The 21,412-nt window shown below is 43.7% G+C and carries 22 protein-coding genes; 3 read left to right on the top strand and 19 right to left on the bottom strand.

All coding sequences use genetic code 11. The features are described from left to right. Positions 1-7 precede the first annotated feature (7 nt). The 11 genes from HA494_07960 to HA494_07910 form a co-directional block, all read right to left on the bottom strand. Positions 8-1,987: an acetoacetate--CoA ligase gene (locus HA494_07960; protein NHV97699.1), complete on the bottom strand. Its 1,980-nt coding sequence runs from the start codon at positions 1,985-1,987 to the stop codon at positions 8-10. A 46-nt stretch (positions 1,988-2,033) separates the two neighbouring features. Continuing rightward, positions 2,034-2,807, bottom strand: coding sequence for a glucose 1-dehydrogenase (locus HA494_07955; GenBank protein ID NHV97698.1), 774 nt, complete (start codon positions 2,805-2,807; stop codon positions 2,034-2,036). Between the two features lie 70 nt (positions 2,808-2,877). Beyond that, positions 2,878-3,228, bottom strand: coding sequence for a cupin domain-containing protein (locus HA494_07950; GenBank protein NHV97697.1), 351 nt, complete (start codon positions 3,226-3,228; stop codon positions 2,878-2,880). A 114-nt stretch (positions 3,229-3,342) separates the two neighbouring features. Next, on the bottom strand, positions 3,343-4,218 hold the full coding sequence (locus tag HA494_07945) for a cyclase family protein (GenBank protein ID NHV97696.1): 876 nt from the start codon (positions 4,216-4,218) through the stop codon (positions 3,343-3,345). Between the two features lie 157 nt (positions 4,219-4,375). Next, on the bottom strand, positions 4,376-5,122 hold the full coding sequence (locus HA494_07940; GenBank protein NHV97695.1) for a lipoate--protein ligase family protein: 747 nt from the start codon (positions 5,120-5,122) through the stop codon (positions 4,376-4,378). Between the two features lie 64 nt (positions 5,123-5,186). After that, entirely contained in the window at positions 5,187-6,374 is a 1,188-nt protein-coding gene (locus HA494_07935) for a 2-oxo acid dehydrogenase subunit E2 (protein NHV97694.1), read from the bottom strand. Positions 6,375-6,383: 9 nt separating this feature from the next. Beyond that, positions 6,384-7,373, bottom strand: coding sequence for an alpha-ketoacid dehydrogenase subunit beta (locus HA494_07930; protein ID NHV97693.1), 990 nt, complete (start codon positions 7,371-7,373; stop codon positions 6,384-6,386). A gap of 12 nt (positions 7,374-7,385) precedes the next feature. Continuing rightward, entirely contained in the window at positions 7,386-8,315 is a 930-nt protein-coding gene (locus tag HA494_07925; protein ID NHV97692.1) for a thiamine pyrophosphate-dependent dehydrogenase E1 component subunit alpha, read from the bottom strand. Between the two features lie 123 nt (positions 8,316-8,438). Next, positions 8,439-9,368 carry an NAD(P)-dependent oxidoreductase gene (locus HA494_07920; protein NHV97691.1) on the bottom strand — a complete coding sequence of 310 codons (930 nt, stop codon included), beginning with the start codon at positions 9,366-9,368 and terminating at the stop codon, positions 8,439-8,441. A gap of 12 nt (positions 9,369-9,380) precedes the next feature. Next, a complete protein-coding gene (locus HA494_07915) occupies positions 9,381-10,595 on the bottom strand; it encodes an aminopeptidase P family protein (protein ID NHV97690.1) in 1,215 nt (404 codons plus the stop codon). 127 nt (positions 10,596-10,722) lie between these two features. Continuing rightward, positions 10,723-11,124, bottom strand: a complete 402-nt coding sequence (locus tag HA494_07910; protein ID NHV97689.1) for a cupin domain-containing protein — start codon at positions 11,122-11,124, stop codon at positions 10,723-10,725. Positions 11,125-11,353: 229 nt separating this feature from the next. On the opposite strand from HA494_07910, the gene HA494_07905 reads away from it, so the two are divergent. After that, positions 11,354-11,797, top strand: coding sequence for a RidA family protein (locus tag HA494_07905; GenBank protein ID NHV97688.1), 444 nt, complete (start codon positions 11,354-11,356; stop codon positions 11,795-11,797). A 39-nt stretch (positions 11,798-11,836) separates the two neighbouring features. Here HA494_07905 and HA494_07900 read toward each other — a convergent pair whose 3' ends face one another. The 5 genes from HA494_07900 to HA494_07880 all read right to left on the bottom strand — a co-directional run bounded on the left by HA494_07900 (position 11,837) and on the right by HA494_07880 (position 16,750). Then, a complete protein-coding gene (locus HA494_07900; GenBank protein ID NHV97687.1) occupies positions 11,837-12,805 on the bottom strand; it encodes a branched-chain amino acid ABC transporter permease in 969 nt (322 codons plus the stop codon). Further along, positions 12,802-13,680, bottom strand: coding sequence for a branched-chain amino acid ABC transporter permease (locus tag HA494_07895; protein ID NHV97686.1), 879 nt, complete (start codon positions 13,678-13,680; stop codon positions 12,802-12,804). Before HA494_07895 ends, HA494_07900 begins: the two co-directional genes overlap by 4 nt. Positions 13,681-13,695: 15 nt before the next feature. Next, a complete protein-coding gene (locus HA494_07890; protein ID NHV97685.1) occupies positions 13,696-14,415 on the bottom strand; it encodes an ABC transporter ATP-binding protein in 720 nt (239 codons plus the stop codon). A gap of 3 nt (positions 14,416-14,418) precedes the next feature. Continuing rightward, positions 14,419-15,162, bottom strand: a complete 744-nt coding sequence (locus tag HA494_07885; protein ID NHV97684.1) for an ABC transporter ATP-binding protein — start codon at positions 15,160-15,162, stop codon at positions 14,419-14,421. A gap of 76 nt (positions 15,163-15,238) precedes the next feature. Then, complete coding sequence (locus HA494_07880) at positions 15,239-16,750, bottom strand: ABC transporter substrate-binding protein (protein ID NHV97683.1); 1,512 nt, start codon at positions 16,748-16,750, stop codon at positions 15,239-15,241. A 214-nt stretch (positions 16,751-16,964) separates the two neighbouring features. Between HA494_07880 and HA494_07875 the strand changes: the two genes are divergently transcribed. Next, positions 16,965-18,341 carry an ABC transporter substrate-binding protein gene (locus HA494_07875; GenBank protein ID NHV97682.1) on the top strand — a complete coding sequence of 459 codons (1,377 nt, stop codon included), beginning with the start codon at positions 16,965-16,967 and terminating at the stop codon, positions 18,339-18,341. A gap of 16 nt (positions 18,342-18,357) precedes the next feature. Here the strand turns inward: HA494_07875 and HA494_07870 are convergent, their stop codons facing one another. The 3 genes from HA494_07870 to HA494_07860 form a co-directional block, all read right to left on the bottom strand. Further along, positions 18,358-18,795 carry a RidA family protein gene (locus HA494_07870; GenBank protein NHV97681.1) on the bottom strand — a complete coding sequence of 146 codons (438 nt, stop codon included), beginning with the start codon at positions 18,793-18,795 and terminating at the stop codon, positions 18,358-18,360. A gap of 65 nt (positions 18,796-18,860) precedes the next feature. Beyond that, positions 18,861-19,769: a 3-keto-5-aminohexanoate cleavage protein gene (locus HA494_07865; GenBank protein ID NHV97680.1), complete on the bottom strand. Its 909-nt coding sequence runs from the start codon at positions 19,767-19,769 to the stop codon at positions 18,861-18,863. 98 nt (positions 19,770-19,867) lie between these two features. After that, complete coding sequence (locus tag HA494_07860; protein ID NHV97679.1) at positions 19,868-20,821, bottom strand: 3-hydroxyacyl-CoA dehydrogenase family protein; 954 nt, start codon at positions 20,819-20,821, stop codon at positions 19,868-19,870. Between the two features lie 192 nt (positions 20,822-21,013). Here HA494_07860 and HA494_07855 point away from each other — a divergent pair. Beyond that, a partial coding sequence (locus tag HA494_07855) for a hypothetical protein (protein NHV97678.1) occupies positions 21,014-21,412 on the top strand: 399 nt, incomplete at its 3' end.

The raw sequence follows: 21,412 nt of genomic DNA, 5'->3' as shown, positions 1-21,412 counted from the left end.
TGGATATCTATGCATCTACCTGAAGCTGCGGAAGGATCTTTTCAAAGTAATCCAGCGACTCAGGGTTGATGATTGAATCTCTATTTACTACTGGTTTACCATTAATTATATTTGTTACAGCCACCTCAACTTTCTTCATGTTAAAGGTGTACGGGATGTCCGGAGCCTCTAAGATCAGCGCTGGGACATGCCTAGGAGAGGCGTTTTCACGCAAAGCTTTCCTTATCTTATTCTTCAACTCTTCTGTTAGAGTGTAGCCGGGCGAAAGTTTAACGAAGAGGATTATACGTTGATCACCCTTCCAGTTTTGACCGACCGCCAGACTATCTGCGATTCCTGGTATCTTTTCGACTATATTATATATTTCTGCTGTGCCTATCCGTACACCAGAAGGTTTCAACACAGCGTCAGATCTTCCTAAGAAGGTTATGCCACCTGTGTCACTATGGAATATTACGAAATCACCATGCCTCCATACATTTTTATTCGGGAAGAATCTGAAATACGCATCTAAATACCTTTCATTCTTCGGGTCATTCCAAAAGTAGAGAGGCATCGACGGCGCAGGCGCTTCGCAGACCAACTCTCCCTGCGCATCCCAAATGGGTTCACCATTCATATTATAGGCCTTTATCTTCATTCCTAAACCAGGAGCTTGGAGCTCTCCGGCATATACTGGAAGGGTTGGGTTGCCTATAGCGAAGCAGCCGTTTATGTCTGTTCCCCCTGAAATTGAGTTAAAGTGCAAATCCTCTTTGACCGCCTTATAGACCCACTCAAAACCATCGGCTGAAAGGGGTGAGCCTGTCTGTGAGATTTCACGTAGAGAAGATAGATCATAGAGTTTACCTGGCTTGGCATCAACACTCTTTAAATATTCGATGTAGGTTGCGCTGCAGCCGAAGATCGTCACTTTCCAGTCCTGAATTATCTGCCACATTCTATCCCAATTGGGGTGATTGGGGTTACCATCGTATAATACAACCGTAGCCCCTACAGCTAAAGAGCTTATTAGCCAGTTCCACATCATCCAGCTAGGAGATGTTATGTAAAGTATTTTGTCTTCCCGTTTTAGATCTGTGTGGATTATAAGCTCCTTCAGATGATTAACAAGAACCCCAGCACAGCCTTGAACCATACACTTTGGCTTACCCGTCGTTCCTGAAGAGAACATAATATAGAGAGGATGATCGGAAGGAACTTGTTCGAATGTAAGGCTTGTTTTTGAGGACAGAAACTCATCAAAATAAACCGAATTAGGGATATTACTGATATCTGGCTTTTCTTGTGCATATGATACTACGATAACTTTTCTTAAAGAAGGTATTGCTTCAGCGACTTTTTTAACCTTCTCTAGAATATCAAAGTATTTGCCTTTATAGATATAACCATCAGTCGTGAACAAAACTTTAGGTTCGAGTTGACCTAGCCTATCTATAACTGCTTGTGTTCCAAGCTCAGAACCACATGATGACCAGACCGCACCTACACTTGTAGCGGCAAGTAGTGCTATAGGGGTCTCTAATAGGTTTGGCATGTAAGCGCATACTCGATCTCCAGCAGAAACATCCAATTTACGCAGCGATGCAGCGAGACGTGCTACGTAATCATACAATTCGTTGTAAGTTACCTTCCTTGTGACGCCATCCTCCTTTACCGAAATTATGGCTATGTGATCATCCCTATATCTTAAGAGGTTTTCAGCGAAGTTCAGCTTAGCACCAACAAACCACTTCGCTCCAGGGAATGTGTTCAAATCGTCAACGACTTGAGAGAAGCCGCAGGAGGCTTTAATACTTACAAAGTCCCAAACAGACTCCCAAAACTCGGGTATGTTCGCAACAGACCATTCATATAATTTAAAGTATGATCTCGGCGCATAAGGGCCTATTTTAAGCCCATATCTTTCGTTGACGAAATCCACATAGCGCGTAATATTTGCTTTTTCAATAACCTCTTTGGATGGCTGCCAGAGTAATTTACCCAAAAGCCGACACCACCATCTTGTATAATCAGGAATTAATTAGATAGTACTAAGCCCACGAAGTTACTCCACCGTCTATAAATAGAATCTGGCCAGTCACAAAATTAGACGCATCTGATGCAAAGTATACGATTGCGCCTATTATGTCATCAGGGTAGCCCCATCTCCCCAAGAGAATACGTGACTTCATTGTTTGAGAAAGCTCAGGATCTCGCATTATATGGGCGGTTAACGGGGTTGCTATTACAGTAGGCGCGATCGCATTAACCTGAATATTGAACTTTGCCCATTCGCAAGCTAGTTGCTTGGTTAACGCTATTACAGCTCCTTTGCTTGTGCAGTAAGCAGCGTAGTTTCTGGGGAGACCGTACATTCCTCTAACAGAGGAGATGTTGATTATCTTTCCCCTCTTCTGCGCTATCATAACTTTGCCGACTTCTTTGCAAGTAAGGAAGACGCCAGTTACGTTAACATCTATGACTTTATTCCAATCTTCGTAAGGGTAATCTTCAGCAGGTTTCGGAATGTTTACTCCCGCATATGTGACAAGTATATCTATCTTACCAAAGGCATCCACTGTTTGCTTCACCATATTCTTAACTTCCTCTGGTTTAGTTACATCACAGCTTATCGCAAGAGATCTCCGACCAAGACGTTCGATCTCCTCTTTAACTTTCATAAGTTTTTGCAGATCTCTACTTGTGACTACAACATCTGCACCAAAGTCTGCTAACCCTAGCGCTGTCGGTCTACCTAACCCTCCACCACCACCTGTTACGACGGCTACTTTACCCGTTAGGTCGAAGAGTTTTCTATACCCCATGGAGCCGCTTCTTATACGCTCTTCTAAAACACGCTGATATTCCTCAGGAGAGGAGTATGATTCACTCAACTCATTTACCACCTTTAGGGTAGCCTGCGATAACTAGCATACTGGCTGTCTCATTTGTTTCATTTATTAGATACCTCTTCTCGCCCGCAGGTATATAGAGGGAATCTGTTGGTTTAAGAATATATTTTGTGCCGTCTTCCGCTATCACCGTTAATGTTCCTGATAGAACGAAGTAAACTCTTTCAAAATCGCTTGCTGACATCTCAGCCCCACCCCCTGGTAAGAAGTGGGATAACCCAACCCAGAATGTTTCAACACCCGTCGTCTCCTTATGCTGGAGCCTCAAGGCAACCATCTTAAAATGTCCTGGCGCGTCGTAAGGTTTTACATCTTTTAGTTCGACTTTTCTCATGCACCCTCGATCTACCAAAGACTCCTATCTATATTTAACCTTTAAGCGGCGAATATACCTATGTTTCATTGTCGGAATTTAAATAAATAAGGGGGGTTGAGATGAGGAGAGCGGCTACTTCTTTTCAACTATCGCTATGAGCCTTACTATAGAGCCGTCGCCACCAACCCATCTTAGCGGCAGTCCTATAATGGTACATCTTTTACCTGTGACTTTGTCTATGTCCCCACCTACGTTTTCATAGCCCATTATGCCGTGTGTTAGAAGGAGCCTATGGCATGGTTCCCAATATGGGAAATCTTCGCGTACATCTCTTCCTTTTTCCTTTTTATATTCATCAGCAAGCCAAGGTAAGACACGGTTCCTCTCGTCTCCCTCGCCTTGGCTCCATACCTCTCTCGTGCCAAGTGGGTGATCTAAAGCCTGTGTGTCGATGCCGACTGCTTTCACTCCTTTCTTAACAAACCATTGCCCAGCTTCGAGATAGAAGCCAGGTGCGTAACAGAAGTATTTCACCGTGTCTCCCCAGTAACGATGCCAACCTGTATTCACTATCACTATATCACCCTTTTCTATAGGCGGCTCTGCCTTCTCAAGATCCGCCGCAGTAATTATTTCCCATTTGCCCTTTGGTATCGAAACTACTACGCCTTTTCCCATGTATCTCTCTATGGGTATTTGGTCAGTAGAAGGAAAGCCCTCTTCAACATGTATTGGAGAGTCTGCGTGTGTGGAAACGTGCATGGTGTGTGTAAGCACTTGTGATAACACACGGGATTTAGCGTGATAGTGCATTCTTTCTATTTTAATGTCTTCAAAGTAAGGCCAGAGGGGAACGCCTGGACCGAATGGGTGTGAGAGGTCGTACACCTCAACTTCTTTACCTAGTATTTCCACGCTAACCTTTTTCAGAACGTCCTCGGGTTTGCCGATGTATTTTGGGTCAAGTAGGCCATGTAGATATTTTGAATCGACATCTAGTTCTCCCATATCCTTCTCAATAGGGATAAGAGAGCATTTCCTATAAAAATCTTTATCATTGTGGAGAGTTTCAGAAGAAGAAAAATGTATTCACCAAAACATTAAATTAAACAGTATCCTCCACCCGGGAGCAGAAGGGGTTGAATTAGCGCAAATAATTGGCATCTCAAATGCTTTGTTTATATATTCCTTTAAAGTTCCAGGGGCTGGATCTGTATTTCGTCTCGAATAATGAGGCTAACCTCGTTTCGTATTGACTCAACTTGCCAGCTTTAAACTTGATTCGATAAAGCTTACTAAAGTTAAGGAGTATAGCTTTTTTAAGTAGTGAAATAGTGAGAGAGGACCGTTTTTCTGACTCATTTATGATATTTGTTACCACATAACGTGGGCGGCTCAGCACATTGTTGAGGTTTGCTAAATTAGCATTCAATAAAAGTGTGCCGTGGCATAGAGCTGCATTCTTTTTGATATATGCGGCTGAACCCGATACTTTTTTCCCGTCTACAGTAACATTGTTTGGTTCTTCGAATTTAGCATCTACGCCTAAATATCTTAAGCTTTCAACGATCGCCCCGCAAGCTTCTTTATATATTTCTAAGATCTTTTTAGGATATAGGATACTACTTCTATTCATAACAATACTCCAATTGAGGTTGCCAAGATCGTGATACACTGCCCCGCCTCCGGTAAATCTGCGTAAGATCTTCACGCCGAGTTTAGTACACTTATCTAAATTAACCTCTTCTTCTATCTTTTGTGAACGACCTACAATTACAGATTCTGTGTTTCTCCAGAAACGGATGGTATTGGGTACCTTCGCCTCATTGACAGCTAGCAGCACAGCTTCCTCTATCGCCATATTTCGGTATGGATCAAACGACCTTGAGTCGAGGACTCTCCACTCTTCCATCTTCTTCGCTCAGAGGTAAAAAGGTTAGATTAAAATATTGTAGTCCGTCAGAGCTGCTTTTACTCTACTGGACTAGCGATGAGATTTTCTCTAAGTATTCTGTAACTCTATTAAGGAATGTTGCAGCTAATGCCCCGTCTATGACCCTATGATCCGCTGTTAGAGATAGTGTTAGAATTGGTTTGATCTTGATCTGCCCATCAGCAACCACAGGCTTCTCGACCATTCTGCCAACCCCCAGTATAGCGACTTGATCTGGGAATATTATTGGTGTAAAGATGTCTATTTTAAACATGCCTAGATTGGTTACTATGAAGGTACCATTTGTTACTTCATCGATGCTAAGCTTGTTTTGTCTAGCCCGCTCAATTAAATCTCTAACTATTTTGTCGAGTTCTCTAATGTCTTCCTTCTTATCTGCGTTGTGGATAATTGGTACTACGAGCCCATAATCCGTAGCTACTGCCAACCCAATATTTATATCGTCTATCAATCTTACGTTTTCGCCTTCAACCGTCGAGTTAAAGATCGGGTAATCTAATAGAGCTTTGGCAACAGCCTTGATGATAAGAGTGTTATACGATAAGTCAATGTTCTCTCTTTCTTTAAACATTCTTCGAACAGCAACCATATCTGTAGCATCTACTTCCATACAGTATGTTACAGGCGGTATGATCTTATGGCTTAGACTCATCCTTTCAGCAATTATCTTCCTAATTCCAGTTATGGGTATAATCTTCCCCTTCTTAGCCTTTAGTTCTTCTACAACTCTCAGAACATCCTCTTTAGTTATTCTTCCTTGAGGACCAGTACCCTTTATTTGCTGAATATCGATGCCATATTCTTCCGCTAGTTTTCGCGCAGCGGGCGATATTCTTACCCTCTCTTCCTCTTTTAATTCTATTTCCTTTACCTCCTCCTTGACTTCTTCTACTACCTCCTTCACTTCAACCTTAGCTGAGACTCTCTTCTCCAAAATCTCTTTTACCTGTTTGTTAACGGCTTCAATATCATCGCCTTCTTCCGCAATCACAGCGATGGGTTCCCCTACTGGCACTTCTTCATTTACTTCTGCCAATATTTTGTGCAGTACGCCATTAGCTGGTGAAGTTATTTCAGTCGTTACTTTCTGTGTCATTATTGTGAGAATCGGTTCACCTTCTTTAACGCTTTCACCTTCTTTTTTAAACCATTCAACGATGCTTCCACTATCCATAGCTAGGTCGAGTTTAGGCATTATAACGACCTTCACCCTAACCACCTACCCCTCAACAAGCTCTTTAACAGCCTTTATAATATCGTTCTCATCTGGAATCGTAAGCTTCTCCAAAGTTGGTGCAGCAGGAGCAGGTACGTGAGGCGCAGCTACGCGCTTAATGGGCGAGTCTAGATAGTCAAAAGCTTCTTCAACAACCATGCTGCTGATTTCAGCACCTACCCCGCAGGTCTTAACACTGCTTTCAGCGATTACTAGTCGATTCGTCCTCTTTACAGAGTTAAGAATAGTCTCTTTATCGAGGGGTATTAATGTGCGTGGGTCGATTACTTCAACACTAATGCCTTCTTTCTCAAGCTTTTCTGCGGCAGATAGTGCACGTGGCACCATTGTAGAGATCGCAACTAAAGTAACATCTTTCCCTTTCTTCTTCACATCCGCCTTTCCTATCGGGATAAGATATTCCTCTTCTGGTACAGGTCCCTTCGTCCTATAGAGTAGGAAAGGCTCAAAGAACATTATCGGGCTTTCGTCCCTTATAGAACTCTTTAGTAGCCCCTTTGCATCGTAGGGAGTAGAGGGTGCGACTACTTTCAAGCCCGGTACATTCATAAACCAAGGTATAAGGACCTGCGAGTGGTCACTTCCCACACCCCTACCTTGCCCAATCATCGCTCTAATTACAATAGGAACCTTTAGCTGCCCGCCTGTCGAGTACCTCAGCTTAGCTGCAACATTAACGATTTGATTCATGCAAGGAAGTAGGAAGTCTGCATACATGATTTCAACGACAGGCCTTAAACCAGTTAATGCCGCACCAATAGCCGCTCCAACGAAACCCTCTTCAGAGATAGGCGTATCCCTCACCCGCTCAGCGCCGAATTCCTTCATTAACTCCGCAGTCACTAAAAAGAGACCGCCTCGTCCGGAATATCCCAGTTGCACATCTTCGCCTAATATTATTACACGCTCATCACGGCGCATTTCTTCACGTAAGGCTTCGTTCAAGGCCTCCACATAGGTTATTTCTCTCAACGCTCTCACCTCTCAATAAACATAATCCATAAGAGCGGTTGGAGGAGGATAGGGGCTTTGCTCAGCGAACCTTATAGCTTCCTCAACCCGAACCTCCACTTCTTTTTCGATTTGCCGAAGCTGCTCTTCTGAAACTACACCGTTTACAACCAAATATTCTCTAAACCGTTTAATCGGACATCTCTTCTTCCATTCTTCTACCTCTTCCTTACTTCTGTAAGTAGTTCCGGGGTCTGTCGTGCCATGTCCTACTGTTCTATAAGTTTTGCATTCGATTAGCGTAGGACCCTCCTTCGCCCTTGCTCTTTGAACCGCTTGCTGCGCAGCTTCATAGACTGCTAGAACGTCGTTCCCATCTACCATTACTCCTGGGATACCATATGCTACCGCCCTTTTATAGATATCTTCTACAGCGGTCGACTTCTTAATGTGAACTGAGATCGCATAGCTATTATTTTCGCAAACGAAGACTACAGGTAATTTCCAAACAGACGCAAGATTTAACGACTCGTGGAAATCTCCTGTGTTTGACGCACCATCACCAAAGAAGGAAACAGCTACTTGATCTGTCCCACGCAATTTGATCGATAATCCTACGCCTGTGGCTAAGGGTAGGTTTGTGCCTACTATTGGGCACGAATAGAGCAGACCTGATTCAAGATATGCTACTCTCATCGACCCACCCCTACCTTTACAGCAACCACTCTCCTTCCCCATAATTTCAGCCGCAAGTTTATCCAAAGGCACACCTTTTGCTATCGCTAGACCGTGCCCACGATGAGTGCCAACAACATAATCATCCTTAGTTAGGTTTGCGCAGACGCCTACCGCAACAGCCTCCTGCCCCACATAAAGATGAACCAAGCCAGGAACCAATCCCTTATTGTATTCTTCATTAATCTTCTCTTCAAAGCGCCTTATTTCAACCATCTTCGTATACATCCATATTAATTGGTTAGTCTCTATCTTCTTCAACCCTTTAGCCCCAACGTCAGCTGTGACAAAAACACTATATAATTTTTACTTGTTCAAGTTCTGATAAATTAGAAAAAATGAAGATAAAATTTAGGAGGATGAAGCCTTTGATACCTTAACATTACTTAGTCTTTCATACATCGCTGCTAAGGCACAATAATCTAGGCTCTTCATCCCATTAGCTATAGCGGTATTATATAGTTGTTCAACAAGGCTTCCCAGAGGCACTACTGCTCCTACTTCTCTGGCTAACTCAACTGCTAGACGTGTATCTTTAGCTGCTAATTCAAGCGTAAAGGCGGCTGTCCAATCCCCATCTATAACTTTCTTCCCTTTGGTCTCGCTTATGTAAGTTTTGAAGATGCTATTATTTAGTATTTCGACTATCAGTGCAGGGTCAAGACCAGCTTTAGCACCAAATGTAATGCTTTCGGCGAAGGCACCTGTTACTATATGGAGATGTAGATTCATGGTTAATTTCATCGCGCAGCCTGAGCCAGTTTCGCCAACGTACCATATCTTTTTACCCATCGTTTCTAATATTGGCTTCACTCTATCTACGACTTCTTTTTTACCAGCAGCAAGGATAGTCAAAGTTCCTTCAGTAGCAGGCTTCACACTACCTATTACTGGTGCATCGACAAATTCGCCACCCTTCTTCCTTACAGATTCTGCGATCTTCTTTACAACGCTAGGTAAGTTAGTGCTCATATCTATTAGGATCTTTCCGCTACTGAAGCCGTCCAGGATACCGTTTCCTTGTAGCCCGTTTCTACCGAAGACTACATCTTCTGTAGCTGCTGGTGTAGCTAACATACATATTATTACGTCGGATTTTTCGGCGAGCTCCTTCGGACTTTTAGCAACTTTAGCTCCTAGCTTCACATGGTCCTCGATTTTAGTTGGGGTTCTGTTCCAGACGTAAAGTGGATACCCATTTTTCAGAATGTTCTTCGCCATAGGGCTTCCCATCAGACCTAGACCAGCGAAACCGACTACCCTTTTTTCACCACTACTCATACTCCACCACCTCTAGTAGATTGGGCAACAGGTAAGTTCCTCAGCGGGGAACCTAAATAACCTTTCGCTGCCCACATCTGTTACTACGACTTCTTCCTCGATTCTAGCGGCGCCTCTGCCGTCTTTAGAGGGGCACCACGTTTCTAGCGCAAAGACCATGCCTTTCTGTATCTTGAATGGGTGTTCAAGTGAGAATAACCTTGAAATAACTGGCTTTTCCCAGATGCTTAGTCCAACGCCGTGACCGAATTGGAGTAGAAATGCTTCTTCTTCGTTCCTAAAGCCGAGTTCTTCGGCAGAAGGCCAACACCTCGCTATATCGGCTGTAGTTGCACCCGGTTTTACAGCATCAATGGAGTTCTTTAGCCAAGTCCAAGCTTGCTCATACGCTTCTAACTGCGCTTTAGTAGGCTTACCGACGACGAAAGTTCTATAGTAGCAGGTGCGGTAGCCGTTAAAGGAGTGCATAATGTCAAGGTAAACCATATCCCCAGGCCTGATTATTCGGTCAGCGAAGACGTGCGGGTGCGGGGCGCCTCTTGGGCCGGAAACGACGTTTACGCATTCAACCAAATCTGAACCAAGGCTATATAGCACATCGTTGACCAAAGCAACTAACTCATTCTCTCTTACACCCGGCTTAAGGTTCCTTGCTACCTCCGCATATGCGGCGTCAACCATAGAAGCGGCTAGTGTAAGCAGCTCGATCTCGTCTTTAGTCTTAACGATTCTAGCATCCAGCATCGCTTGCTGCCCGTCAACGACTTTAACCCCTCTTTTAGACAAAGCATCCATTAGAGGAATATCGATAATGTCTACTCCTAACGGTAGATCGGCAACCTTATGCTTCTTTAAAACATTGACTATACTATCGGCAACTTTCTCTATCATACCAACTTCCGGTGGTATTGACCCCCTCATCGAACCCACAGCGGGGAAGACTCTATCAGCAATCCAAGGGCTTGTCTTTCTTTTCGCCGGGGCAGCCGGGTCAAAAAGTATAGGCTCAGAATCTACTGGTAGGATGGCATATCGTTGCATCTTATTTCTAGCCCATTCGCCAACATGTGTACTCGTAAGGTAGCGAATGTTGTCAAAATCAAAGCAGAGTATTGCACCAAGATTATAGCGTTTAACCTGCTCTTTCGCTCGCTCCAATCTCTCTTTCCGTAGTCGCTCATAGTTGACCCTTTCCTCGAAATCAACACCCATAACTCCAAAGCTCATTGCAACATCCCGGTAGATAGTTTGTTGTGATCTACTATATAAGCCTTAAATTTATTTAGAAGAGGGGCTGCGTTAATTAAGATGATGCCCTAAAACCTTCTAAAAAAATATGTGTAATTTATTCTTGTTATTTCTTCTCTTTCATCCTACTGGGAGCGAACAGAACGAATAATCGTAGAGTTTCGTCGCCGACCGTTATCGTTTCGTGGTTTGCGCCAGGAGGCATCCATATGAACATTCCTGGTTCCAACATGTATTCCTTCCCATCTATTACCCATTTACCTCTTCCTGAGAGTACGTAGAAGGCGTGTTCAGAGATCGGATGAACATCTGGTTCAGCAACGCCTCCTGGTCTTATTTCGGTTATAAATGCTTCCAAGTTTTCAGTACGTATCAGTGGGAAGGAAGAAGTGTTGGTGTGCTTAGGTGGGACGACTGATTTTACTTCAGACGGCTTTACAAGAACTGGCTCCTTCTTTGTCCACCATTCCAAGCCAGGTGGGGGATAAGGTTTCGAAACAGTAGCCATCTTACCTCACAAGGAGGGGTAGATAACAGGTTGTATAAAAAGCTTATTTTTACTAGCACCCACCGAGAGTAATCGTGAAAATCAAATGAGAACCCTAGACCTAAACTTAAATATTTGAAAGTGGTCGATTCTTCTTAATATTTCGCTGAGATGTTACAGTAGACAAGACACGTCTTGACATAAAATTTATTAAAGAGGAAAAGGCGTTTATTTCAAAGGTTGGTAAGTAATGGTTGAGGTGAAGATTATTCATCCAAAGGAGCCCACAAGTTGGATGCCTTTTGTTCCAGCCGTGAAAGTTACAGGTGGTTCTCTACTCTTTATCTCAGGCTGTACCGCTCTTCCGCTTTATCATAGTCACCCTCACAGGGCTGAGGAGTTTGATTTCCCAGAAGATATGGAGGGGCAAGCTAGAAGGGTATTTGAAAACATAAAATCCATTCTACAAGCGGCTGGCGCGAGTTTTAAGAATATTGTAGCTATAAAACGCTATATAACTGATATGAGTGAGATGGATATATTGAATAATGTGCAAAAAGAGTATTTTGGCGAGCATATGAACTTTGCGAGCACAACCATTGAGGTTAAAGGACTTGTACGTCCACCTGCTGATGTCGGCGTAAGTAGAAAGCTAAAAGTTGAGATAGAAGCCATAGCTGTGCTTGATAAATAGGTTAGAAAACCAAGAGAAAGCGATCTCTAATATATTATTTTACGAGGTGGCTGCTAGTTTCTTAAGGAGGGTTTTATGGATCTGCACCTTATAGATCGTGCCCAATATACCCCTAGGCATAGTTACGATTATGACAATTAAGAGTACGCCCAAGATTATCTGACTGAGCTCACCGTATGCTGCTAGCAGCTGTTCAAGTATAACTACTATAGCTGCGCCTATAATTGGTCCGGCTTCGGTACCTATCCCACCTAAAATGACTGCAATAAGCATAATATTGGTCCAGTATATGCTGAACGCATTCGTAGGTTCTATGTGGCCTTGAAAGAGGTAAAATATTGTTCCTGCCACCCCTGTTAATAGGGCTGCTATCACAAACACATAAAACTTACATCTTAACACGTTTATCCCACAGCTTTCTGCTGCCCTCTCGTCATCGCGAATAGCCATAAGTCCTACTCCTAGCTTTGATGTTAGGATGTAGCGTTTGAGTACGATGGTAACAAAGCCAGCTACTAATGCAATATAATAAAGGGTTTGCGGGGTTAGTCCTGCAAAAACCCTGAAGCCAGCGCCACCGCCTACACCTATCAACACTTCGCCAGTGGGTCTCCAGTTATTGAACCAAAGCCTAATTACCTCAGGAATCATCCAAGTGCCTATTACGAAATAGAAGCCTCTTAACCTAAAGACCGGCACGGAAATTACAATAGCGAATGCAACTACGGTTAGGTAGCTTACTAGTAAAGATAAAGGAAGTGATAGACCGTAGTATAGTGAGATGGCTAGCATATATCCTGCGAGTCCGATGAAGGCTGGTTGACCTAGTGAGATCAGTCCACAGTAACCAGCTAATAGATTCCACATTTCAGCAAGTATCAAGTATGTAAAGAAGATGAAGAGGACGTGGAAATAGTACCAAGGAATGCCGCTTAGGGGTAAGATGATCAATGCTATTAGGCAGATCAGTGGTAATAGGAATTTTGTGGCGCGTATCTTCTTGCTCATCGCTTAACACCTAGTATGCCTTGTGGTCTTATGACGAGCATCACCAGAATAACAAGATAGGTTATGAATAGTTGATAGCCGATGCCAAAGAAGTGGTAGCCTAATGTCTGCGCTAGACCAAGAACTATGCCGCCTATGAACGTTCCTAACATGCTTCCCAGTCCTCCGACTACAACTACGCCGAATGCAATTATTAGATAAGTGAAGGAGGAAGCTGGGATAAACGGGTAGGTCAGACCTAAAAATACGCCACCTAAGGAGGCAAAGGTTATTGCGAGACCGAATGTTAACGCGTAGATGTGGTTAATATTCATGCCCACAAGTTTAGCTGCTTGAGGATCTTGAGTAGCGCAGCGGATTGCTAACCCTACATAGGTTTTGTTCAAGAGTATGTATAGGAAGATCATTGTTATTAGAGCTGCTATAAAATCGAGTATGAAGATAAGAGGAAAGGTAAGGGCACCAAATCCAGCACTTCCTATAGAGTAGGACGTTACTAACCCTCTGCTATATGGTGTAAATATTAGGAGGTATGCTGAAGCGAGGATTATTGCTATTCCATAGGTAGTTAGTAAAGGCGGCTCAACACCCAATCTATAGAGTCTGTTTAAAAGTGATCTCTGAAGCCCAAAGCCGATGCCAAATGATATTGGCAGTATTATGACGAGGCTTAAGAGCGGGTCTAAACCTACTGTAGTCAGCAAGACCCACGCGAAATAGCTGCCGAAGATGACAAAGCTTCCGTGGGCGAGGTTCACCATCCTCATAACTCCAAATACAAGTGAGAGGCCAAATCCTATTACCGAATATAGCCCGCCGAGTAGGAAGCCCATAATAATTGGGGGTAACAGATTTGATATGACTTCTAGACTCATCGTTTCCGCCCTCCTTTATGCGCCGAAGTACGCTTTCCTAACCTCCTCCTCATCTCTTAAATCCTTCGTCTCCCCGCTTAGCACTATACGCCCCGCTTTTAAAACATACGCTCTATCTGCCACAGCAAGACTCTGCCTTACATTTTGTTCAACGAGCAGAACGGTTACACCTTCAGACCTTATCTTCTTAATAGTCTCATAGATCTTTAACGTGATGATAGGAGAAAGACCTAAAGAAATCTCGTCAAAAAGAATCATCTTTGGGTCGGTCATCAAAGCACGACCTATAGCTAGCATCTGCTGCTCACCACCACTTAATGTACTTGCAAGCTGGTTTTTTCTCTCTTCAAGAATTGGGAAGAGTTCGAAGACTCTTTTAAGCATCTGTTGCTTATTCTGCCTTGCTCTACGGGTGTAGGAGCCAGCGAGGAGGTTTTCAAGTACACTCAATTCGGGAAATATTCTTCTCCCCTCAGGCACCAACGCCAACCCTAACGGAATTATATCGTGTGTTTCAAGTCTTTCGATTCTTCTCCCATCAAACTCTATAGATCCTGTTTTTGGGTGGGTGAGACCCATTATAGTATTTAGTATGGTAGATTTACCCGCGCCGTTTGCTCCTATAAGTGATACGATCTCTCCTTTTCTAACTTCAAGTGTTATGTCTCGTACTGCACAGAGGTCGCCGTAATAGACGCTTACTTGATCAAGCTTGAGCAACGGTCTTTCAGACATCGATTACACCCCACCACTCCCTTCGATCACGTTAGTCCCTAAATATGACTCAATGACCTTCGGGTCACGTAATACTTCTTTTGGTTCGCCTTCAGCTATAACTTCGCCGCTTGCTATAGCTATCACTCTATTAACTGCATCGACCAGAAACTTCATAACATGGTCAACAAGGATTATAGATACGCCCATACCATTAATCGTCTTTAGAATTTGAAGAAGCTGCGGAATCTCAGCTTCCGTCAAACCGGCTGCAATTTCATCTGCCAGCAGTACTTTAGGCTTAGTTGCCAAGGCTCTAGCTAGTTCAAGACTTCTAAGTTCTGCCAACTGCAAATGCCCAGCTATAACATCTTTTTTACTCGAAAGACCTATAATATCTAGAACTTCAAGCGCCCTCTTTCCAGCCTCTGTTTTATGCAAACCAGCTCCATACATAGCTGCAACAACAACGTTTTGAAAGACTGAGAGGTTGGAGAATGGTCTTGGGATTTGATGTGTCCTAGCAATCCCAAGACGACAAGTTAAATACGGTGGAAGACCAGTTATATCTCTGTTCATATACTTTATCACACCGCTATCAGGCTTATAGACGCCAGTAATTAGGTTAAATGCTGTGGTTTTACCTGCACCGTTCGGTCCCATTAAACCTAGTACCTCTCCTTTTTTCAGTTTAAAGGATAAATTCCTTATCGCTACTACACCCCCAAAGGACTTCTTTAAATTGCTACCTTCAAGTATTACTTCCATCCCTTCTCCCGCCTACTAAAAATATAAGAGGTAAAAAAAATTTATGGGTTTAGGGATATAGATAGTATTTATTTGCTCACCCTTTAGATGGTATTGGGAAGATCATGTCAGCGTCAGGTTGCATCCAGGGGTGCTGCGAGAAGACGATCTTCATCTCCCATTTCCACGGTTTATCGACTTTCTGCCATTGACCGCACATGATTGGGTTTGGAGAGTCATGCGCTGTCTTTGAGAATCTTATGTGCCCAGACATAAAGTATCCTGCGGTTTCCGCTATCGCTTCGTTGATAGATTCCTTATCTAATTTATCAGCTCTTTCAATAGCATCGAGCAGAACCTGCATGGCAGAGTAACCCATACCGATCGTATAAGTATGCTGATAGACAGGTGGGGTACCCTTCTCTTTGGTCCACCTTTCAAAGAGGGACATCGGTGTTGTGTCGCCGATGCCTCGGCATATTTCAGGCGGGAATCTTGGATCCCACTTTATTTCGCTTATCCAACCTTCTGGTAGATCCCCGCCCCAAGCCATGATGTCTTCATAGAACATCGCGCCTCTAGCTATCCACCCCAGCTTTGGTGTATAACCTAAGCCAGCCATCTGCTTGACAACTATGCCAAAGTCTGCGCCTGGTAAGTTTGCCCACATTATCTGACAATCTGCTTCCTTCCACGCCCTAATGATTCCTGTGAAGTCAGTAGTGCCAGGTGGATAGAGACCCAGCTTTTCACCAGTGTGTGGCGGCGTTCTCCAAGGTGTGTAACCTGCTTCCTTTAAGACGTTCGGGAAAGCTTCATACCAGCCTCTGCCATCTGCGTCATCAGCAGCCAGCACCGCGACTCTTCTGTTAGTCTTATCAGCATACTTGTCGGTTATGGCAAGAGCTACATCGGTTAAGCAGTAGCCAACCCTCCCTTCTAACCAAGGATGACCTGTTGCAACACCGGGCTTCGTAGCTATTCTAAAGAGTATACTCCAAGCATACTTGTATGGTCCTCCAGCCCACCAAGGCTCCCAAGGGCTACCAGCGACGATGGGTGTTTGATACCTTTCAGCTTGAGCGCAGATTGGGTTCCAGGTTACAGGCGGCCCATCGCCGCCCACTAAGGCTATTACCCCATCCTCAAGAATCAGTTTAGCTGCTAAGGAAGCAGCTTTTGCAGGCTCTGTCTCATTGTTATAAACGATATATCTAACTGGAATCCTACGACCATACTGCCTAACGTAGACGCCGCCAAGCTTGTTAATGTCTTCAACCGCCGCTTTGTGGCCAAAGGTTATACCTGCGTCAAAGGGCGCCATCGGACCTGTTAGAGCTAGAGAAGCGCCGATAAGAATCTCCTTCGGACCTACAGGTGGTGCACCCGCGGTTGTTGTTACTGTAGTAGTTACTGGTGGAGCTGTTACTGTGGTTGTGCGTGTAACTGTTGCTGTACCGCCTGGTGCAGTCACTGTTACGGTTGCGGCTGGACCAGCGGCACCAAGCCCAGCATAATACCCTCCTACACCAGCTACAACACCAGCTACAACAGCAGATACGGCAGCCGTTAGAAAGCCCCTACGAGTGACCTTCTTTTCTTCAGCCATAATCGCTCAGTTCTTCTATGTAGAAAAGCTATTTAAATATTTCTTAAGGAGTTGAATCAAAATCTAAGATGGTTTTTCTTACGGCCTCTAAAACGTTCTCCATAGCACCAGCAAGGCAAACCTTGAAAAAACGACTGAAACCTGGCACTTATTAGACCCTATAATCTTGAAAAGTCGACAGGCCGTCGATCAGATTATCTTCGCTTGAGAAGATTTGGACTCAAAGTTTACTTTAGGGCTGTTAAGTTCTTTCAGAGTTTATGGTGTGCCACAACATATTTATACAACTGCTGCGCTTTACATTGCGCGTGAGAAAATTATGAAGAAAAAGGGGGTAACGAAACTAAAAGCAATAGTTGTGGCAATCATAATCGTGGTTGTCGTAGTGGCAGGCGCTTTGTCCTACTTCTACATAATGGCGCCAGCTGGTGGACCAGAAGAGATTAGGGTGGGGGCATCTGTTCCTATGAGTGGTGAACTCGCCACCTGGGGGAAGTATCTAAGTTTTGGCTACCGTTATATGTTGGATAAAATTAACAAAGAAGAAGGCGGAATATACGTAGATGAGGTGGGAAAGAAATTACCTGTAAGGCTCATTATATATGACGATGAAAGCAGCCCGGATAAATGTGCGAAAAACACTGAACGTCTTATTCTCGAAGACAAGGTTGTTGCACTGTTAAGCTCTGGAACGCCACCCATAGGTGTGCCCGGCTGCACGGTTGCAGAAAGATATGGTGTGCCTATTATAACCGCGTCACTACCTTTAGAGGTTGTTCAGGAGATGATGCCTAAACGTGAATATACTTGGAATATATTCTTCTCGATAGCTGATCCGGATGTGAGCATCGTAGCCCGATACTTCCAAGCATTGGAGACAGTACCACCAGAACTCAACAACAAAAAGCTGGTTCTATTCTTGGAAGATTCTCCTGAAGGTGTGGCCTTCGGCAACCTATACAAAGGCTTTGCAGAGAAGTACAAATACCAAGTAGTGTATGAAGTATACGTGCCTTTAGGAACAACCGATTTCACAGACATGATAAGGAAAGCACAGGCGTCTGGTGCAGATATCGTGATGGGCTTGATGATACCACCGGAAGGGTGGGCAATGTTGAAACAAGCATATACTCTTGGGTGGAGACCAAAGTTTATGGCGATCTCAAAAGCATTTGAGCCCCATGACTTTGTAGAAGCTGTAGGCGCAAGAATAAGTAATGGAACGTGTCACCTCGGTTTCTGGGCTCCTTGGCTCTACCCTGGAGGACAAGAACTTGCTGACGCGTATATGAAACAATATAACGAATTCTGGAGTCAACACATAGGTGATGCTGCCGCAGCCGCACAGGTTCTAGGAGATGCCATCAAGAGGGCACGTAGCCTCGATCCAAAGAAGATTCACGAAGCGATCAAAACAACAGATCTAATGACGGTTAATGGGCGCATTAGATTTGTAACAGATCCCAATAACCCCTACTACCACCAATACATCATCCCAGCGTTTATGATGCAGTGGCAGAATGGGGAATTTAAGATAGTCTGGCCTCCGGAAATGTCGAATGCTCAGTTCTGGTACCCTATGCCGCCTTAAACCCCTCTTTTCTTTTTTATGGTATGTAGCCTACTGCATCTATCTCAACTAAAAATTCGGGTCTCGCTAAGCTCACGACAACCGCAACCGTACTTGCAGGCGGATTTTCTACAAGGAAAGGGGCGTATCTTTGATAATACTCTAGCTCGGTTCTTCTCATCAGCGGATAGTCCTCAAGATTCTTAAGTAGTATGATTGTTTTGATAAGGTTGTTCATAGAACTGCCTACTTCTTCCATAGCTTTTCTTATCTTGTCTAATGCGTTAATCATCTGCTCCTTGAAAGTGGTAGGGATTTCCAAAGTTTCATCGTTCTGACCTTGGCAGCCAGATATAAAAACCAGATTCCCTACAACGACGGATCTAGAGAATTTAGGGTGTTCAGGTGGTACGTGGGGGTAAGCTAATTTCTTACCAGCCCAATACTCTGGATAATACTTTACGATATCTTCCATCTAACTTACACCTGAAGTTACAATTAGTCTCCTTAATAAGGTTTTAAATCATATTGTTGGGGTCGCTAATACTTTTTTGGCTCTTTAGGTAGACCGAGTATTTCCCTAGCTTGCATGGGAGTTGCTACATCGCGGTTAAGTTCTTTTGCTATTCGGACAGCCCTCTCAACAAGCTGAGCGTTGCTTTTACATAACTCACCTTTCTTATAGTATATGTTGTCTTCAAGCCCAACCCTAATATTCAATCCCATCGCTATTGCCATAGTAGTTAGAGGTAGTTGATAAGGGCCTATCCCTATTACGCTTATGATAGAGCCTACTGGAGCGTGTCCTAGCATCGAGAGTAAGTTGCTAGGCGTTGGTAACACGCCACTAGGCGCTCCCATGACGAATTGTATGAGATACGGTTTTTCAATCAGACCCTTCCTTATAAGGTTATAAACGAGTTGGAACTGACCTTGGTGGTAGACTTCAAGCTCAGGTTTTATATTCTTTTCACGCATCCGCTGTGCAAAGAGCTCGGTTTCAGCCCAAGAGAATGTTGGCGGCCATATACTATCCATAAGGACATCAGTGGGTCTACCTGATAAGGGAGGCTCTCTCTTCTTTAACAGAGCTCTCCACGCTAATGGACCTAGGTTAAGACTCGCTATCTCAGGATCAGCTTCTAACGATCTCATTCTTTCTTCAGTAGTTAAGGTTCCAAGCCCACCGCCAGTCGTATTATTAATAATGATGTCCGGACATAGTTCACGTATCCTTCTATTTATCTCACGGTAATGAGCCGGGTTGATCGATGGGCTTGCATAACCTTTCTCTGGATCCCTTGCATGTATATGAACTATTGACGCTCCGGCCTTATATGCTTCATATGCTTGCTGAGCCTGTTCCTCAGGCGTTTCCGGGAGATTCGGATTCACTTCTTTACCTTGAACCCCACCAGTCAATGCGACTGTGATGATTAATGGAGGCATTTCTTGCTTTCTAACCATCTCAAGGAATTCGTAATCAAATTGATTAAAAGCCATCGTGAATCACCATCTTGAACTTTGCTTTCGACTTATTTATTCTTTTACTGGAAAGCTTTCCTTTGGGACTGTAGTTTCTTTAACTGCTCTATAAGCCATTGGTCTCTACGTCTTACTATTGCTTCTATCTGTTCATTAGTGTATGTATAAAATCCTTTTCCTGTTTTAATCCCAAGTTCATTAGACTCTACCTTATGCTTTAAAAGTTGTGGCAGCTTAAACCGCTCTCCAAGCGTATTATAGAGGTAGCTATAGGCATAAAGGAAAGTATCCATACCACCTAGATCGACAATCTCAAGCGGGCCCAGAATAGGCAGACGAAGACCCAAGGTCAGCTTCACAGCCATATCTATATCCTCAGCTGTCGCTAACCCTTCCTCAAGCATCCTGATAGCTTCTAAAACTAATGCAGCTTGAAGCCTAACCCCAAGAAAGCCTGGAGAGTCTTTGCATACAACAGGAATCTTACCCAGAGCAGCGACAAAATCTTTAGTGATTTTTATCGTTTCATCAGAGGTTTGCCTCCCCTTAATGATCTCAACTAAAGGCATAAGATGAGGGGGGTTCCACCAATGAGTTCCCACTACCCTATCTGGTCTAGTTGTAACTGAGGCGATCTCGGTTATGCTGAAAGAGGATGTGTTTGAGGCAAGTATCGTCTGGCTTGAACATAATTGGTCGAGCTCTTTAAAGAGAGCCTTCTTAGCAGCCATATCTTCTGGTATAGCTTCTATTATGAAATCAGCTTCTCTAGCTGCCTCAGCCAGGTCTGTTTCCGCCTTAATCCGCCGAAGAGTTTCAGATGCTTCTTGACTGCTTATAAGCCCATTATTTATTAACATTTGAAGGTTTGATTTTATCGCTTCAACTGTCTGTTGAAGAAGTGCTGGCCGCCGGCGTATTATGCTAGTCTCGTGCCCGGCTTGTGCACATACTTGCGCAATACCAGGCCCCATTATCCCAGCGCCGACTACAACGACTTTCTTCTTTGTGATCATTTAGTTTCACTTGCTACTTTGTTACGCTGGTTTCTATTTATACTTTTACCGCAAGTCCTACTGATACCGTTCGAATCATCTTTCACTGAAGAAATTCCTTCTTATGAGAGTAGCTCTAAACCCATCCATAGAACCCTTACCACTGTTGTCTGTCGTTAGATTTAAATATAGAACGTTAGTAGTTGGGGTAAGTTGACGGCTGAATCTAATGAAGTGGCTAGAATGTTTGATGAAATATGGCCTAAGCTAGAAGAGGATTTGAACGCCATTAAAGAGGAGATGGTGCTGCGCGGTTATAAAGTATTGACATTGCGTCCACTTCGTGTCTCCTTGTATCAATTAAAAGGAAGATTAGGCTTCCTTGTTGTTCTAGCGAATGAAAAAGCAAAAGAGCTGTTAAATGTTTTAAAAATGGGTCTACATTACACTGCAGATATGGAGTTCGGGCTGCATAAACAGCTGGCAGTCTTTGTGATTACCCTTAAATTCGCTACAACAAGGCAAGCCGTTATCTACCCAGTCTACTATCCTACCAAGCTAGAATGGTTTATCAAAGATCAAGGTAAGCAAGGTCTATACACATTTTTCACC

The sequence above is a fragment of the Nitrososphaerota archaeon genome (assembly GCA_011605775.1).
In the GTDB taxonomy this organism is placed as follows: domain Archaea; phylum Thermoproteota; class Nitrososphaeria; order Nitrososphaerales; family JAAOZN01; genus JAAOZN01.
The sequence above is the reverse complement of the archived record's forward strand: the minus strand, read 5'-3'. Positions and strand labels throughout refer to the sequence as shown.